General features: G+C 63.6%; 12 protein-coding genes and 2 pseudogenes. 6 read left to right on the top strand and 8 right to left on the bottom strand.

Going from position 1 to position 17,061, the window contains the following annotated elements; all coding sequences use genetic code 11:
• The first annotated feature begins 218 nt into the window (after window positions 1-218).
• On the top strand, window positions 219-2,135 hold the full coding sequence (locus tag RBRH_RS07100; RefSeq protein ID WP_013435426.1) for a SurA N-terminal domain-containing protein: 1,917 nt from the start codon (window positions 219-221) through the stop codon (window positions 2,133-2,135).
• 35 nt (window positions 2,136-2,170) lie between these two features.
• On the opposite strand, the gene RBRH_RS07095 is transcribed toward RBRH_RS07100, so the two are convergent.
• Window positions 2,171-2,503, bottom strand: coding sequence for a hypothetical protein (locus tag RBRH_RS07095; protein WP_013435425.1), 333 nt, complete (start codon window positions 2,501-2,503; stop codon window positions 2,171-2,173).
• A 375-nt stretch (window positions 2,504-2,878) separates the two neighbouring features.
• Here RBRH_RS07095 and RBRH_RS07085 point away from each other — a divergent pair.
• Window positions 2,879-3,246, top strand: a pseudogene (locus RBRH_RS07085) (ABC transporter ATP-binding protein); the annotation flags it as partial.
• Between the two features lie 8 nt (window positions 3,247-3,254).
• Here the strand turns inward: RBRH_RS07085 and pgi are convergent.
• Together pgi and RBRH_RS07075 are read right to left on the bottom strand one after the other, a co-directional pair.
• Window positions 3,255-4,880, bottom strand: coding sequence for a glucose-6-phosphate isomerase (gene pgi, locus RBRH_RS07080; protein ID WP_041753567.1), 1,626 nt, complete (start codon window positions 4,878-4,880; stop codon window positions 3,255-3,257).
• A 147-nt stretch (window positions 4,881-5,027) separates the two neighbouring features.
• The gene (locus tag RBRH_RS07075; RefSeq protein WP_013435420.1) at window positions 5,028-6,620 is read right to left on the bottom strand and encodes an NAD(P)H-hydrate dehydratase; all 1,593 of its coding nucleotides are present in this window, start codon (window positions 6,618-6,620) and stop codon (window positions 5,028-5,030) included.
• A 504-nt stretch (window positions 6,621-7,124) separates the two neighbouring features.
• Between RBRH_RS07075 and purL the strand changes: the two genes are divergently transcribed.
• A complete protein-coding gene (purL, locus tag RBRH_RS07065; protein ID WP_041753562.1) occupies window positions 7,125-11,180 on the top strand; it encodes a phosphoribosylformylglycinamidine synthase in 4,056 nt (1,351 codons plus the stop codon).
• A gap of 146 nt (window positions 11,181-11,326) precedes the next feature.
• Here purL and RBRH_RS07060 read toward each other — a convergent pair whose 3' ends face one another.
• The 5 genes from RBRH_RS07060 to RBRH_RS07040 form a co-directional block, all read right to left on the bottom strand.
• Window positions 11,327-12,109, bottom strand: a complete 783-nt coding sequence (locus RBRH_RS07060; protein WP_013435417.1) for a peptidylprolyl isomerase — start codon at window positions 12,107-12,109, stop codon at window positions 11,327-11,329.
• Between the two features lie 9 nt (window positions 12,110-12,118).
• On the bottom strand, window positions 12,119-12,427 hold the full coding sequence (locus tag RBRH_RS07055) for a BolA family protein (RefSeq protein WP_013435416.1): 309 nt from the start codon (window positions 12,425-12,427) through the stop codon (window positions 12,119-12,121).
• A gap of 4 nt (window positions 12,428-12,431) precedes the next feature.
• A complete protein-coding gene (locus RBRH_RS07050; RefSeq protein WP_041753560.1) occupies window positions 12,432-12,962 on the bottom strand; it encodes a septation protein A in 531 nt (176 codons plus the stop codon).
• 29 nt (window positions 12,963-12,991) lie between these two features.
• The gene (gene msrB / locus RBRH_RS07045) at window positions 12,992-13,477 is read right to left on the bottom strand and encodes a peptide-methionine (R)-S-oxide reductase MsrB (protein WP_013435414.1); all 486 of its coding nucleotides are present in this window, start codon (window positions 13,475-13,477) and stop codon (window positions 12,992-12,994) included.
• Window positions 13,478-13,599: 122 nt separating this feature from the next.
• Window positions 13,600-15,150, bottom strand: a complete 1,551-nt coding sequence (locus RBRH_RS07040; protein WP_013435412.1) for a protein adenylyltransferase SelO — start codon at window positions 15,148-15,150, stop codon at window positions 13,600-13,602.
• A gap of 438 nt (window positions 15,151-15,588) precedes the next feature.
• Here RBRH_RS07040 and RBRH_RS07030 point away from each other — a divergent pair, with 438 nt between their 5' ends.
• The 3 genes and pseudogenes from RBRH_RS07030 to RBRH_RS07020 all read left to right on the top strand — a co-directional run.
• Window positions 15,589-15,891 carry a Dabb family protein gene (locus tag RBRH_RS07030; RefSeq protein WP_013435410.1) on the top strand — a complete coding sequence of 101 codons (303 nt, stop codon included), beginning with the start codon at window positions 15,589-15,591 and terminating at the stop codon, window positions 15,889-15,891.
• Window positions 15,881-16,399: a PaaI family thioesterase gene (locus RBRH_RS07025; protein WP_083813447.1), complete on the top strand. Its 519-nt coding sequence runs from the start codon at window positions 15,881-15,883 to the stop codon at window positions 16,397-16,399. Before RBRH_RS07030 ends, RBRH_RS07025 begins: the two co-directional genes overlap by 11 nt.
• Window positions 16,400-16,421: 22 nt before the next feature.
• Window positions 16,422-17,024 (top strand): annotated as a pseudogene (locus tag RBRH_RS07020) (NADP-dependent oxidoreductase); the annotation flags it as partial.
• Window positions 17,025-17,061: the final 37 nt, after the last annotated feature.

Genomic DNA, 17,061 nt, shown 5'->3' with positions numbered 1-17,061 from the left:
GGCCCTCATGACGGCGGACGTCAACGTACCAAACCCGGCTCTGTGACCGCCACTGCACAGGCACGGCACGATGCTGCGCCGTACTGCCGCGTCCGTTTCAGCGGACGCAGTCAGTTACTTTGCCGCCCACGCGATTTGCCCGCTCGTCGTGGTAAGGTAATATCGAGCGTTTGTTGATTGTCGGCCTTGCCGGCTGCGTAACGTACCCAATCGATCTCATGCTCGACTTCTTTCGTAACCACAAGCGCCTGATGATGTTCCTGTTGGTGATTCTCATCGCACCAGGGCTCGGCTTCGTCGGCGTTCAGGGCTTTCGCAACTTCTTTGATGACAGCGCGGACGTCGCGAGTGTCGCCGGCCGCAAGATCACCCGGGCCGAATACGAGGGTGCAATGCGCGAGCAGCTCGATCGCGCGCGCCAGGTGTTGGGCGCAAACTTCGATGCAAAGGCAATTGATACGCCAGAAATGCGTCGTGCGATCCTCGATAGCCTGGTGCAGCAGCGTGTGCTGGCCAAGGCAACCGAGGACCTGCATCTGAGCGCGTCTGACCAAGCAGTGCTGCGTGCGGAGCAAAGCATCCCGGCGATCGCCGCGTTGCGCAAGCCCGACGGCACGTATGACGTGGACCAATACAAGCAATTGTTGGCGATGCAAGGCATGACGCCGGAATTGTTCGACGAGCGTGTACGCTACCAATTGGCGAGCCGCCAGTTGCCGGACGGCATCCAAGCAAGCGCGTTTGCGCCCAAGTCCCTCGCGCAGCAGCTGGCGAGCCTGTCGGAACAGAGCCGTGAAGTGCAGGGCCTGATGCTGCGTGCGACCGACTATGCGGACAAGGTACAACCGAGCGATGTACAGCTTAAGCAATACTACGATGCGCACCATGACGCGTTCGCGATGCCGGAGCGCGCGAGCGTTGAGTACCTGATGCTGTCGGCCGATGCACTCGCGCAGCGCGCGCAGCCGAGCGAGGCGGAACTGAAGAAGTACTACGACGACCACGCAGCAAAGTTCAAGACGCCCGGCGAAGTGCGCGCCAGCCACATCCTGATCGCGGTTGCCGCCAGCGCGAGCCAGGCGGAGCGCGACAAGGCTCGGCAGAAGGCCGAGTCGATTCTCGCTCAGGTCACCGCGCATCCGGAGCAGTTTGCCAAGCTGGCGCAACAGAATTCGGACGACCCCGGTTCCAAGAACAAGGGCGGCGACCTCGGCTTCTTTGGGCCGGGCATGATGGTCAAGCCGTTCTCCGACGCCGCCTTCAAGCTGAAAAAGGACCAGATCAGCAGCATCGTGCAAAGCGATTTCGGCTATCACATCATCAAGGTGACGGATATCAAGCCGGAACAGACCAAGCCGTTTGACGAGGTCAAGGCGACGATCGCGACCGAGTTGAAGGCCGAGCAGGCCACCAAGGCCTATGTGGAACAAGCCGAGGCGTTCACGAACATGGTCTACGAGCAGTCCGATAGCTTGAAGCCGGCCGCAGACAAGTTCAAGTTGACAATCCAGACCGCGACATTGATGCGGGAAGGCAATCCAGCATTGCCACTGACGCGCCCACTAAACAATCCGAAGCTGCTTGCCGCCGTGTTTGCTGACGACTCCGTCAAGAGCAAGCACAACACACCGGCGATCGATGTCGGCAACAATACGCTCGTATCGGCGCGCGTGGTGGACTACAAGCCGGCCTCCGTTCAACCGTACGACACGGTCGCAGCGCAAGTGCGGCAAAAGGTAGTCGCGCAGCTGTCGGCGGATAAAGCTCGTCAGCAAGGCGAAGCGAAACTAGCTGAAGTCCAGAAATCGGAGTCCACGGCTGGATTTTCGGCCGTCACCAAAGTGACGCGGGCCGATACGCGAGGGGTGCCGCCGCAAGCGGTTGCCGCGATATTCAAAGTCGATCCGCAAAAGCTACCTGCTTACGTCGGCGTTGATCTGGGTGATGCCGGCTATGCGATCTACCGTGTGAACGCGGTGGATATGCCGTCGAGCATCGACGCGCAACGCTTAAGCGGCGCGCAACTGCAAATCGGCCAAGTGCTCGGCGACGCTGAATGGGCCAGCTATGTCGATGCATTGCGCGCCCGCTCGCGGGTGAAGCTGTACGGTACGCCGGCCGCGGCGAGCCAGTGACGCCGCGCAGCGGCCGGCCGCTGCACGGCGCGCCGCTACAGGCAGCTATTCACGTCAGCCGTCGCGTCCCGATAGCCGCTGCCGCGGATGCCGACCCACGACCCCTTGCCGGACGGATCGGGTTGGATGACCAGCGCGGCACCCCCGGGGCGTTCCCCCGGCAGCAGCACGTCGAACGCCTGATCGTTCGCGAGTCTGTTCTGTAGCGTAACGGGCTGCTGCGACTTGTCAGCCCATTTCTGCGACACGCATTGCGCGACTTGTTGAGGCGAGCGTGCGCTCTTGCCAACCGGCTGCACGCCCGCCGGTGGTTGAGCCGCACAAGCGGCAACGGCGACCGACACGGCGAGAATCGGCAAGTATTTCATGTTAACTCCTTATAAAAGCGCTCAGCGTCGGACCATTCGAGGGCGGCGGCATCGGATTGAACGGCTGAGCAGTAATCCCGTTCGATCGATGAGCCGCGCTTCCCAGCCGGCATGAAGTCGCCGCCCCGCGGTGCTGTTGCAATCCGCGTGCCCGCACAGGCTAACAGTCGATTTATTGGTGCAGTGGTGGGGAATGGCCGGCAGTGTTGACGCGTTGATGCACCGCGCTCGTGACTCGATCGGCCGCGAGTGCGGCGGGCTGATTGGAACAACGTCGGATCGCTTTCAGTGCCGGCCAGCAGGAACGGCACCAGCGGCACACGCAACTCGCGGGCGAGGGCGCCGCGCCAACGCGCTTCGCCGATGATCCACTTCGCGTTGGAGAACGTGATGTTGCCGCTGGAGTTGACGGGCACCGCGCAACCGCGTGATGCGGCTCGACGCGCGCATTCGCTGCTTGAGCGTGTTGGCCTGGCGGTGCGGATTCACCCTTATCCGAAGCACTTGTCGGGCGGCGAGCAGCAGCGCGTTGCGCTGGCGCGCGCGTTCGTGATCGAACCACATCTTGTTCGCCGACGAGCCCACCGGTAGCTTTGACGTAGCTAATGGGGCTCGTGGTGGCCGACCTGATGTTCGAGCTGAACCGCGCGAGCGGCGCAACGCTGGTGCTCGTGACACACGATACGGAGCTTGCTCAGCGCTGTGACGCGATCTTGACACTGGAAGCAGGTCGGCTTGCCTAGTCTTACTTTCAGGATCGGAGCTTCGCGCGCGCGCGGGCAATCAACGCGCTGGTAGACGAGTCGTGCTTGTGCGGATCGACCGACGACGTCGAGATCAGGTCCGCCTCGACGACCTTGCCGAGTATCTTGCCCAGTTCGACGCCCCATTGGTCGAACGGATTGATGTTCCACACGGTGGCTTGCACGAATGTCTTGTGCTCGTACAGCGCGATCAGGGCCCCGAGCGATTGGGGATTCAACTCGTCGAGCAGGATCGTGTTCGTCGGCCGATTACCCGGGAAAACGATGTGCGGCACGAGTGCCGTCTGTTCAGGCCCGGCGATGCGTTCCGCTTCTGCCTGGGTGCGTCCTAGCATCAGCGCTTCGCCTTGAGCAAAACAATTCGCTAGCAGTTTTTCGTGATGACCGGGTAAGGGATGCTCGGGCGTGAGCGACACAATGAAGTCGATGGGCACGATCGTTGGCCCCTGGTGCAGCATTTGGAAGAACGCGTGCTGGCCGTTCGTGCCGGGCTCGCCCCAGGTCACCGCCGAAGTCGGATAATCGACGAAGTGCCCATCCAGCGTCGCGGACTTGCCGTTGCTCTCCATCTCCAGCTGCTGCAGGTACGCTGGCAGGAAGTGCAGCGCCTCCGAATAGGGCGCGACAACGTAGCTTTGTGAACCGAAGAAATTGCGGTACCAGACGCCGAGCAGCCCGAGCAGCACCGGCAGGTTGCGTTCCAATGGCGCATGGCGAAAATGCTCATCCATTAGATGGGCGCCCGCGAGCAATCGATCGAAGTGTTCGGGACCGATTGCGATCATCACCGACAATCCGACCGCCGACCACAGCGAATAGCGTCCGCCGACCCAGTCCCACATTTCGAACACATTGTCGGGTGCAATGCCAAAACGCACCACTTCCTGCGGGTTTGCCGACACGCCGACAAAATGCCGGGCCAACTGGTCCGGCGCACAGCCGCTGCGCAGGAACCAGTCGCGCAGTGAGCGCGCGTTGGTCATCGTCTCCAATGTCGTGAACGTCTTCGATACAACAATCGCCAATGTCTGTTCGGGATCGATCTGTTCTAGCACGCGTTGCAGGTCAGCACCGTCGACATTGGACACGTAGTGGGTGCGGATCTTCGGTGTCGCGAGGTGATGCAATGCGTGCGTAACCATCTTCGGTCCCAAATCCGAGCCTCCGATGCCAATATTGACGACGTGCCGGATCGGTTTGCCAGTGTGTCCCACCCATTGGCCGTTGCGCACCCGTTCAGCAAAGGCCGCCATTTTCGTGCGCTCTGCGTTGACTTGCGCGGCGTACGGCGCATTCGCGTCCGAGGCCCGCAAAGCCGTGTGTAATGCGGCGCGGCGCTCGGTCGGATTCACGATTTCGCCAGCGAACATCGCGTCGCGTCGCGTTTGCACACCAGTTTCGCGAGCAAGCTGAACAAACAACGCGATCGTCTCGTCGGTCACGCGGTTCTTCGAAAAATCCAGTGTTAGCCCGCCGCCGCTGACGGTAAAGCGCTCCGCCCGCGTGGGCGCCGGATCATTCGCGGGGGCGAACCAGTCGCGCATATGAGCATCGCGAATCGATTCATAGTGGGCGGCAAGGGCAGACCAGGCGGGAAGCGAATTCAAACTCATGGACGTTGCTTGTCTCTGTGACGAAAGAAAAGCCGCCGCCGGTCCGCGTCTTTGCGCGTGCCGGCGCGGGCGATTGCGAATCGTGACGCGTTGGCATCCAGTATAACGATGCACGGCGACATCTTCGAGTCGTCCGTTCGGCCGCGATCAACGCGTGTAGAAGCGGGTATTAAGCAGCCGTCGTACCCGCGGCGCAAGCTCGCCGGCGGTGCATCCGGCCGGCCCGTCGCCGTCCGCGCACAGCGATTCGGCCGCCGCACCGTGCAAGTAAACTGCGGTGAGGGCGGCTTCGTACGGCGGCATGCGCTGCGCGGCAAACGCGCCGATCATCCCGCACAGTACGTCGCCGGTGCCGCCGGTTGCTAAGGCCGCGTTGCCGGTCGGGTTAATCGTCAGCGGCCGATGGCTCGGGTCGCGCGCCCCGGCGATTACGGTACCGTTCCCCTTAAGAACCACCACCGCGTTTAGCCGCTCGGCCAGGCGCCGGGCGGCGCCGAGCCGGTCACGCTGCACGCTCGCCGCGTCCACGCCGAGCAGCCGTGCTGCTTCCAGCGGATGCGGTGTGATGATCGTCGCCGCCTGCCGACCCGCGAGCCGGGCCGCCAGGCTGGCGTCGTGGGCGAGCAGATTCAGCGCGTCGGCGTCCACGACGATCGGCACGTTCAACGACAGGACGTCAGCGAGCACGCGTGCCGCGCGCTCGTCCCGCCCCATCCCTGGCCCAATGGCCAGTGCGCTCGTTGCGTCCAGGGCCAGCGTGTGGATCGAGCTAAGCATCAATTCCGGATGGACGGGATCATAAGGCGGCACGCCGTCATCGAGCAAGCCGACGTGGATTTTGCCGGCACCGCAGTACAGTGCAGCCCGCGCGGCCAGGAGGGGGGCGCCGCCCATGCCTGTCGCGCCGCCGAGCACGGCCAGCGTGCCGAACGTGCCCTTGTGCGAGGCCAACGCGCGCTCGGGCAACCGCGACGCGAACAGCGTCGGTGCGTTCAGCCTCGGCACGTCGAATGGCGGCAGGCCGGCAGGCGTTGTGAGCGCGGCGGTCAGCTCGAGTGGCGCAATACACACGCGTCCCGCCAGGTCCGGCCCATGCGCCATATATAAGCCTGGTTTCGCGCCAATGAACGTGATGGTATCGGTGGCACGCACCGCGGCACCATCATGGGCCACATTGCCGGTATCGCTGTCCAGCCCGCTCGGCACATCGAGCGCCAGCACGCGCGCGCCCTGGCGCGCATGCTCGGACAACAGCGCGGCGATGCGCGCGAACTCGCCGTCCAGCGGCCGGCCCAGGCCAATGCCGAACAACCCGTCGAGTGCCCAGTCGAATCCCTGTAGCGTGTCCGGAATCGTCGTGCCGATCGGCACGCCGGCTTCGCGCGCGAGTTGCAACGCCCAGCGCGCGTCGTCCGGGACCACTTCGCGTGGCATGCACGCATGCACGCGTACGCCGGCGCGACGCAACTCACACGCGGCAACCAATGCATCGCCACCGTTATTGCCAGGCCCCACTGCGATCCACGCGGCGTGCACCGGCACCTCATTGTCGAGCAGCACGGCTGCGGCCGCACGGCCGGCACGCGCCATTAACGTGCGAGCGGGCAGGGAGCGGGTGGCCTGCGCTTCGATCTGGCGCAGCGAAGCCACGTCGTACAGTGGCACCGCACGATCGCGCGCATCGATTGGCGGTGCAGTGCGTGCGCTGCGTCCGGCGGCGGACAGAACAGGGTCGGTCATGCAAGGCCTTTAATGAGCAACGGGGGCAGGTGTTGCCGCGCGAGCGCCCGAACTGGCCGTCAGCGCCGCTAGCCGGCGAATCGTCCAGGCGAGAGCGCCGCTAGCGGCGCAGCCGACAAAGCCGGCGGTTTCCCCGACACGAGGTCTGCTATCACTGTAGCAGAGCTATGCGACAGCGCCCAGGCGACAGGGCCGTACGCGCAATTGACGAACACCCGCGGGTGGGCTATCGCGCCGACCAGCGGCAGCCTGTCGGGCGACAGCAGCACCATGTCGCTCCAGTTTAGCGCTGCGCAAATGCGCGGCGTCTGGGACCCACCAATGCCAACAGAGTGCGGACCGGCGCACATAGCATTGGTACCGCCGGCCGCGATCGCTGTCGTGGCCGGCGGGCGCAGCGCGGTATAATTGTGGTTTCCCCGGCGCGTGGCGCCATGCCGCCCGGCATACCGCGCAGCGTGCTTTGGTCGACAAGACGATCAGCAACCTTCGATGCAACGCCCCATGGCTCACTTCTCGTGCTTCCCCGGCGCTTCGGCACTGTCCGATTTCCGTCAGAACCGCCTCTTGCAAACCCTGCAGGCCATCGAACCGGCCGTGGCCGGCGTGCGTGCACGCTACGTCCATTTCGTTCATGCGCATGCTGGGCTTGACGATGCCGACACGGCGCGGCTCACCGCGTTGCTCGAGTACGGTGAGCCGGCGCCGACCGATGACGGCGGCGAAACTTTCCTGGTGATTCCGCGGCTCGGCACGATTTCGCCATGGGCGTCGAAGGCCACCGATATTGCCCGGCACTGCGGACTGGACAACGTGCACCGTATCGAGCGCGGCATTGAGTACGCGGTGATGCTCAAGAGCGGCCTGTCCGGGCTGCTCGGCACGAAAAAGACGTTGAACAGCGCGGCCCGGGCTCAGATCGCGGCAGTGCTGCACGACCGGATGACCGAAAGCGTGGTAGCCACCGTTGACGAGGCGCGCCAGCTGTTCGACACGCTACCCGGCAAGCCGCTGCAGTCGGTGGACGTGATCGGGCAGGGACGGGCCGCGCTGGTGGCGGCAAACGCCGCGCTCGGACTCGCGCTTGCCGACGACGAGATCGATTATCTGGTCGAGGCGTTCACGAAGCTTACGCGTAATCCGACGGACGTGGAGCTGATGATGTTCGCGCAGGCCAACAGCGAGCATTGCCGGCACAAGATCTTCAACGCGCAGTGGACGATCGACGGCCAGCCCCAGGACCTGTCGCTGTTTCAGATGATCAAGAACACGCACCGGCTCAGCGGCCAACGCACGATCGTCGCGTATTCGGATAATGCCGCGGTGATGGAGGGCGGCCTCGCGCAGTGCTGGTTTGCCAGCGGCGACACGCAGCGCTATGCGCCGGTGCAGGCGCTGACGCACACGCTGATGAAGGTTGAGACACACAATCACCCGACGGCGATTTCGCCATTCCCGGGGGCGGCGACGGGCGCCGGCGGCGAGATCCGCGACGAGGGTGCAACCGGACGCGGCGCGCGGCCCAAGGCCGGGCTGACCGGCTTCTCGGTGTCCAATCTGGAGTTGCCAGACGCAATTGAAGCGTGGGAAAACGCGCGCGACGCCACACAGCCGCTTGCCGAGCGCCGTCCCGATGACGCCGCCGGCCGCTATGGCCGGCCCGAGCGCATTGCGTCGCCGCTGCAGATTATGATCGACGGGCCGATCGGCGGCGCCGCGTTCAACAACGAGTTCGGCCGGCCCAATCTGGGCGGCTATTTCCGCGTCTACGAGCAGAACGTCGGCGGGCGCGTGCGCGGCTACCACAAGCCGATCATGATCGCCGGCGGCATCGGTAATATCTCGCACGCGCATACGCACAAGCACGATGTGCCGGCCGGCGCGCTGCTGGTGCAAATCGGCGGCCCCGGCATGCGCATTGGCATGGGCGGCGGCGCCGCCAGTTCGATGGCCACCGGAGCCAACACCGCCGAGCTCGATTTCGATTCGGTGCAGCGAGGCAACCCGGAGATCCAGCGCCGTGCGCAGGAAGTCATCAACGCGTGCTGGCAACGCGGGGACGACAATCCAATCTTGTCGATCCACGACGTCGGCGCGGGCGGCTTGTCCAACGCGTTTCCGGAGATCGTTGACGGCGCTGGCAAGGGGGCACGCTTTGAATTGCGGCGCGTGCCGCTCGAGGAGAGTGGGTTGTCGCCGCGCGAGATCTGGTCGAACGAGGCGCAGGAACGGTACGTGCTTGCAATCGCGGCCAATGACCTGCCCGCGTTCGAGGCGATTTGCCGGCGTGAACGCTGCCCGATGGCGGTGGTCGGCGTCGCGACCGACGAACGCCAGTTGCAGTTGATCGACGATGCCGTGGCCGACACCGCCGACCCAGCACGCATGCCGGTCAACATGCCAATGGACGTGCTGCTCGGCAACGCGCCGCGGATGCATCGCGACGTCACGCGCGAGCATCGCTCGTTCGCACCGGTAGAGGTCACTGGCTTGAACCTGTCGGAAGTGGCCGCGCAGGTACTGAGGCACCCGACTGTCGCAAGCAAGTCCTTCCTGATTACGATCGGCGACCGCACGGTCGGCGGTCTGTCCGTACGCGACCAGATGGTCGGCCCTTGGCAGGTGCCGGTGGCCGACTGCGCGATTACCGCGATGGACTATGCCGGTTTCCGTGGCGAAGCGATGACGATGGCCGAACGCACGCCGCTCGCGGTGATCGATGCGCCGGCCTCGGGACGGATGGCTGTTGGCGAAGCGATTACGAACCTCGCTGCTGCGCCAATCGCGTCGCTGGATCGCCTGAAACTGTCGGCGAACTGGATGGCCGCATGCGGCAGTGTCGGCGAGGACGCGGCATTGTTCGACACCGTCAAGGCGATTGGCATGGAGTTGTGTCCGGCGTTGGGCATTGACATTCCAGTTGGCAAGGACTCGTTGTCGATGCGCACGCAGTGGCGCGAGGACGGCGTTGACAAAGAGGTCGTCGCGCCGGTGTCGTTGATCGTTTCCGCATTTGCGCCCGTGGAAGACGTGCGCGGCCATCTGACGCCGCAGTTGCGCAGCGTAGCCGACGTCGGCGACTCGGTGCTGATCCTGGTCGATCTGGGCCGCGGCCGCAACCGTCTCGGCGGCAGCATCCTCGCACAGGTTACGCAACAGGTCGGCGACAGCGTGCCGGACGTGGACGATGCACAAGACCTGAAGCGCTTCTTCAACGCGATTCAGTCGCTCAACCGAGACGGCCAGCTGCTCGCGTATCATGACCGCTCCGATGGCGGCCTGTTTGCGACGGTAGCGGAGATGGCCTTTGCCGGTCACGTCGGCGTGTCACTGAACGTGGATATGCTCACGCTCGAGCAGGGGCACGAGTTCGACTATGGTGACGCGAAGGACTGGGCGCGCCAGACGGCTGGACGCCGTGACGACTTGACGCTGCGTGCGTTGTTCTGTGAAGAGCTCGGCGCGGTGCTGCAGGTGCGCGCCGTCGAGCGCGATCGCGTGCTGGCGACGCTGCGCGAATTCGGTCTATCGGGCGCGAGCCACGTGATTGGCAAGCTGAACGAGCGCGATGTGATCGAGATCTATCGCGACGCGAAGAAGATCTACGAGGCACCCCGCGCCGAGCTGCACCGGGTCTGGAGCGAAGTCAGCTGGCGCATTTCGCGGCTGCGCGACAACCCCGCGTGCGCGGACGCCGAGTATGAGGCGTTGAGCGATGCGTCAGACCCGGGCATCGTGCCGCACCTGACGTTCGATCCGCAAGAGGACGTAACGGCGCCGTTCATCTCGAGCGGCAAGCGGCCACGCGTGGCCGTTCTGCGCGAACAAGGTGTGAACTCGCATCTGGAAACCGCTTACGCGTTCGACCGCGCTGGCTTTGACGCGCACGACGTGCATATGAGCGACCTCATCGAGGGTCGCGCCGATCTCTCACAATTTGCCGGTGCGGTAGCGTGCGGCGGGTTCTCGTACGGCGACGTGCTGGGCGCCGGCGAGGGCTGGGCGAAGACGATTCGCTTCAATGCACGCTTGACGGATATGTTTGCCACGTTCTTTGCGCGGCCCGATACGTTTGCGCTCGGCATCTGCAATGGCTGCCAGATGATGAGCAGCCTCGCGTCGATGATTCCCGGTGCGCAAGCATGGCCGCGCTTCGTGCGCAACCGCTCCGAGAAGTTCGAGGCACGTTTTTCATTTGTGCAGATTGAAAAATCGCCATCGATTTTCTTTGCCGGGCTCGAGGGCTCTCGACTGCCTGTTGCTGTGGCGCACGGCGAAGGCTATGCGGACTTTTCGCAACAAGGAGATCTGTCGAGCGTACAGGTCGCGATGCGCTATATCGACCATCACGGTGTGGTAACCGAGCGCTACCCATTCAATCCGAACGGCTCGCCGCAGGGCATTACGTCGGTGACCACCCCGGACGGACGCTTCACCGTCCTGATGCCGCATACCGAGCGCGTACATCGGACCGTGCAAATGAGCTGGCATCCGCAAGAGTGGGGCGAGGCAAGTCCGTGGCTGCGACTGTACCGCAACGCGCGGCGCTGGGTCGGTTGACCACGCTTGGCCGCGCGCGCGGCGCGCCGGCCGCTTTGTTACGGGGTGTTGAATAGACAAATGGCCGCCTACTAGGCGGCCATTTGCAGGCTGGGATGCGCTGCCGCGGGCATGGCGGCGCCTTTTGTGTATTACTGGACCGCGTATTACTGAATCTTTGCGTTCTTGTGCAATTCGGCGTTGAATTGCTGCAGCTTTTCCTGCGTCAGCTGTTGCGCAACCTGCGCCTTGACCTGGTCCAGCGGCGGCGGCTGGATCGCGCGCGAGTCGTCGAGCCGGATGATATGCCAGCCGAACTGCGTATGAACGGGCGTTGACGTCACCTCGCCCTTTTTCAGCTTGCCCGCTGCGTCCGCGAACTCGGGGACATAGCTTTGCGGGTTCGCCCAGTCCAGGTCTCCGCCGTTCTTGGCCGAGCCCGGATCCTTCGAATGTTGCTTCGCGAGGTCCTCGAAGCTCGCACCCGCCTTGATCTTGGCGATCAGCTCCTTCGCCTGCTGCTCGTCCGGCACCAGAATGTGATGCAAGTGTAGCTCATTACCGCCACCGGCCTGCTTGATCAACTGCTCATAGCGCGCCTTGATTTCGTCGTCGCTGGGCTTGTTGTTCTTCAGGAAATCGTCGATCAGCGCGCGGATCACAACGCTCTGGTCGGCCAGCGCAATCTGCGCTTTCACGTCGGGCCGGTTTGCGATGCCACGCCGCAGCGCTTCCTCCATCAGCAACTCGCGATTGACCAGCTCCTCGCGAACCATCACCTGCAGCTGCGGCGAGTCCTGTTGCCCTTGGCGCGTCAGCTCCTTGACCAGCGCGTCGGCACGTGCTTTCGGTATCGGTGTGCCATTAACCACGGCAATGTTTTGGGCAAATGCGGGTGCCGCCACGCAACCTGCGAGCGCGGCCCACAAGCGGGCTTTTCTCAAGATCATCAGAACATCCTAACGGGGAGACGAATGGAATTCTTCTGGCGTGTATGCATGGATCGACAGCGCATGGATGCCGCGCTGCATCGCATCAGAGAGCGCATCATACACCAGCCGGTGCCGGGCCACCCGGGTACGGCTGTCGAATGCGGCCGCAACGATGGTCACCGTATAGTGGCCGCCGGCGGCCGCACCGGCATGTCCGGCATGCTGTGCGCTGTCGTCGCGGACCTCCAGCGCAAGCGGCGACAGGGCGGCGCCCAGGCGCTCGCGGATCAGCGCGATGCGCTGCTCGGCCGAGGTGGTCAGGAATGCATCGGTCATTGGCTTATTCTTCCTTCATGTGCCGGGCGAGCCATAGGCTCTGCGCGACGATGAACACAAGCATCGCGCCAGTCGTGCCGAACAGCTTAAAGTCGACCCAGGTATCGGTCGAGAACCGGTACGCGACGAACAGGTTGGCGATACCCAGCGCCGCGAAGAACAGCGCCCAGGCAACGTTGAGCTGGTCCCAGACCGGTGAGGGCAGCTTGATTTGCGCGCTCATGGCCTTCTGGATCAGGTTCTTGCGCAGCACAAATTGCGAAAACAGCATCGCCAGCGAGAATGCCCAGTACAGCACGGTCGGCTTCCACTTGATAAACGTGTCGTTATGCAGCACCAGGGTCGCACCACCAAATACGACGACGATGGCCAGGCTCACCCATAGCATCGGGTCGACGCGCCGATGGCGAAACGCCGACCACGCCACCTGCACCAGCACGGCGGCAATCGCCACGCCGGTCGCGACATAGATGTTCCATACTTTAAAGGCAATGAAAAAAAGCGCGATCGGTAGCAGGTCAAACAGGAGTTTCATGGTGGCGGTTGTGGCAAACGGGCATCGGTTTAGCTGGGGTCGAATTGTAACGCAGCCGAGTTGATGCAATAGCGCAGCCCGGTGGGCGCGGGGCCGTCGTTGAACACGTGCCCGAGGTGCGCGTCGCACACCTTGCAACGCACCTCGACGCGCAGCATGCCATGCGAGCGGTCCGTCTTCTCAGTCATGACTTCGCCATGGATCGGCTTGAAGTAGCTGGGCCACCCGCAGCCTGCATCGAATTTCGTTGATGATTCGAACAGCGGTGTGCCGCAGCAAACACAATGATAGACGCCGCGTTCCCAGTGATCCCAGTACTCGCCGGTGAACGGACGCTCGGTTGCCGCGCGGCGGGTGACTTCGTAAGCTATCGGCGCGAGTTGCTCGCGCCACTCGGCCTCGGACTTATGCACCGTATGCTGCGGCGCCGCCGCGGCGAGCGGCTCGCCTGCCGTGTCAGACGTGGCCGGGTGTGCTGGGTCTGTTGGACGGGAAGGGTGAGGGATATCAGCCATGATGGAAGCTTCCTGCTAATAAATGAGCGTGGACACGCTTGCCAGTGACGACCACGCGGATCGTGGCGCTGTTACCGGTGCGGCTGCCGCAGCTGCAGTTGCGCGCATGACGCGGCAGCCGCTCAGGATGAACAGCTCACCGAAAGCGAGGCGGCCCAATCCGGCGGCAAAGCCGCGTATGCCTCATACTCGGGTTGCTCGTCGAACGGGCGCGACAAGACCTGCAATAGCCGTGCAATTTCGGTGAAGTCCTTTCCGTTCGCTGCACGGACCGCCTGCTCAGCCAGATGGTTGCGTAGCACGTATTTCGGATTGACGCGGTTCATTGCTGCGCGACGCGTCGCGTCGTCTGCGGGCTCGGTTTTCAGGCGCTGTCGATAAGTGGCCGCCCATGCATCGAACGCCGCGCGATCGACGAACAAGTCACGCACGGGTGCGTCACCGGAAGCATCGTGCTGACACACACCGGCCATGCGCCGGAAGGTCAATGTGAAATCCGCGTGGTTCGCGTGCATGAGCGCCAACAGACGATTAATTAACGCGACATCGTCCGGCTCGGCCGTGGCCAGTCCCAGCTTGGCACGGAAGCGCGCCTCCAGTGCCGGGCCGAAGTGAGCCTGGTACCCTTGCAGTGCATCGCGTGCATCCGCGATCGCACGCTCATCCCCGGCCGTGCCCCGGTGTGCGCCGATCAGTGGCACGAGCGCCTGCGCCAGACAAATCAGATTCCAGCGGCCCACGTGCGGCTGTTGCTGGTACGCATATCGCCCGGACGTGTCAGAGTGGTTGCAGATATGGTTTGCGTCGAAGCCGTCGATGAAGCCGAACGGCCCATAGTCGATCGTCAGTCCAATGATCGACATGTTGTCCGTATTCATTACGCCATGGCAGAAACCCACCGCCTGCCAATGCGCTATCAACGCAGCCGTGCGCTCGCAGACGGCCGTCAGCAATGCGAGATAGGGATCCTGCGCGTCGCGGCAAGACGGGAATTCACGCTCGATCACATGGTCTGCGAGCCGACGCAACGCCTCCACTTGTCCAGTCGAATAAAAGTGCTCGAAATGGCCAAACCGAATGAATGTCGGCGCGACACGCGTCGTGACCGCCGCCGTTTCTACCGTCTCGCGGTAGACTGGTGTGTCCGAGCCGATCACACACAACGCGCGCGTGGTCGGAATGCCGAGACAGTGCATCGCCTCCGAGCACAGGAATTCGCGGATCGACGAGCGCAGCACCGCCCGGCCATCGCCCGTGCGTGAGTAGGGGGTCCGACCACCGCCCTTGATCTGTATTTCCTGGCGCTGTCCGCGATGCTCGGTCTCGCCGAGCGTCAACGCGCGTCCGTCGCCGAGTTGGCCGGCCCAGACGCCGAACTGGTGGCCAGAATACACGCTGGCGAAGGGCAACGCCGCGTGCTCCAGGTATTGCGTCAGATTACCGCAGAAGTAGTCAGCGAACGCGGGATCGGTCAGTGCCGTGGCGCCCAAGCCGAGTTCGTGCGCGAGGTCGGTGGAAACAGCGACCACATACGGATCAGGCAACGGCGTGGCGCTTTGCCGCGTGAGGAACTGCGTGCCGAGTTGGGAGAACGCGCCGGGCCGATTCAGATCGATTGCGCCCGCAAATGCCGGCTGTTCGTGAACAACGGTGCCGCTTTGGGAAAACGCCATGAGCGCTCCGGTGTCGTATTAGCCTCTATTGTAGATCGTCCCTCGCCCGCTTGCCGATCCCTGGCGAGCTGTGGGCACGACAATGCCGTCGCCCACGTTTGTACTGATGAATCGAAACACATCAGGAAACGCCCGATGCGCACCGTTGCTGTGCCAGATGACAGATAGTGCGTTTAGGTGGCGGATAGTTCGTTGTGGATCTCGTCGTTGATCGCGCATATAGCGCGGCATGTCGGCGATGTCAAAATCGTGTCCTAGCGCATCGACGGGCCACCAATGCACGATGACGGTCACGCGGCCGCCGCGCGGCGGCATGCGACAGAAACGCCGATCAGAGGCAAAATGGCGGGCTTGCTGGTCCGCCCCCGCGACGCGATGATCACCGCGTCGTGATGCAATACGGGTTCAATTGTCGGATCAGCGTTCAAGGAGGCAGATGTGCTGAAACATATTGTCATGTGGAAATTGAAGGAGCAAGCCGAAGGTGCGGACCGCGCAACGAACGCAGTCCGGCTGAAAGCGCTGCTCGAAGGCTGTCGGAACATCGTGCCCGGCATTCGCCGCTTCGAGGTCGGCGTCGCGACGCCGGGGCTCGAGGCGACCTATGATGTGGTACTCGTGTCCGAGTTCGATAACAAGGCCGCGCTTGAAGCCTACGCAGTGCATCCCGAGCACGAGAAAATCAAGGCGTTTGTGGCGAGTGTGCGCGACGCGCGGCAGTGCATTGACTATGAAGCTTGATATACAGCCTGATGCCGTGCCCGTAGCGAACGACACACCGCCGGCCGCGGTGCAAGCGCTGAGCAGTCCATTCGCAGACCATCTGGGCGTGCGGCTCGTCCATGCGGCGCACGGGCGCAGCGAGATGGTACTGCCGCTCACAGCGTTGCATTTGAATACATGGGACGTCGCGCACGGCGGCGTGATAATGACGCTGCTCGACGCGGGCCTAGCACTGGCCGCGCGCTCGTTGAGCAGCGGCGCGGGCGTGGTCACCGTCGAGATGAAGACCAACTTCATGCAACCTGGACGTGGCGAACTTCGGGCCCGGGCGCGGGTGCTGCACCGCTCCGCGACGATGGCTTATTGTGAGGGTGAGGTGCACGATAGCGACGGACGCTTCGTTGCCAAGGCGCTGGGCACGTTCAAGTACCTGAGCGCATTGGCCGTGGGTCGTGAGATCACCCACCAGCGGGTGGTGCCGCAACCGGCTGTGCCGGACGCCGACCCGGCGCCGGCGCACGACTGACTTTCACCCATCCAGGACAAAGATCACGAGTGCATCAAATCCAGCAGCAGTGAATCGCCAGATTTGGCTGGTGTCGCGTCCGGCCGCAGAGCCGTCGCACGAGAATTTCCGGCTCGTGCAAACCCCGCTGGAATTTCTCGCGCCTGGCCAAGTTCGCGTGCGCAATCACTACCTGTCTCTCGATCCGTACATGCGCGGCCGCATGAGCGACGCGAAATCGTACGCGCTGCCGCAGCCGCTGGACCAGGTCATGCTCGGCGGCACGGTCGGCGAGGTCGTGGAATCGACCCATCCGCAATGGCACGTCGGTGACAAGGTGCTGGCGAAGTTCGGCTGGCAGGAATATGGCACGTCGGATGGCACTGGCATGGAAAAGATCGACGACACGCGCGTGCCATTGTCCGCCTATCTCGGCCCGGTCGGCATGCCGGGCGTCACCGCCTGGTACGGGCTGAACCGGATCATTGCGCCCCAACCGGGCAGCACAGTGGTGGTCAGCGCGGCCAGCGGCGCAGTCGGCAGTGTCGTCGGCCAGTTGGCCAAGCTGAGCGGCGCACGCGCAATCGGCATCGCGGGAGGCGCGGACAAGTGCCGCTACGTCGTTGAGACGCTCGGCTTCGATGCGCGGCCAACGTGAGCAGCGCCGCGCCGTCTGCGTGGAC

The sequence above is a fragment of the Mycetohabitans rhizoxinica HKI 454 genome (genome assembly GCF_000198775.1).
Lineage (GTDB): Bacteria > Pseudomonadota > Gammaproteobacteria > Burkholderiales > Burkholderiaceae > Mycetohabitans > Mycetohabitans rhizoxinica.
The sequence above is the reverse complement of the archived record's forward strand: the minus strand, read 5'-3'. Positions and strand labels throughout refer to the sequence as shown.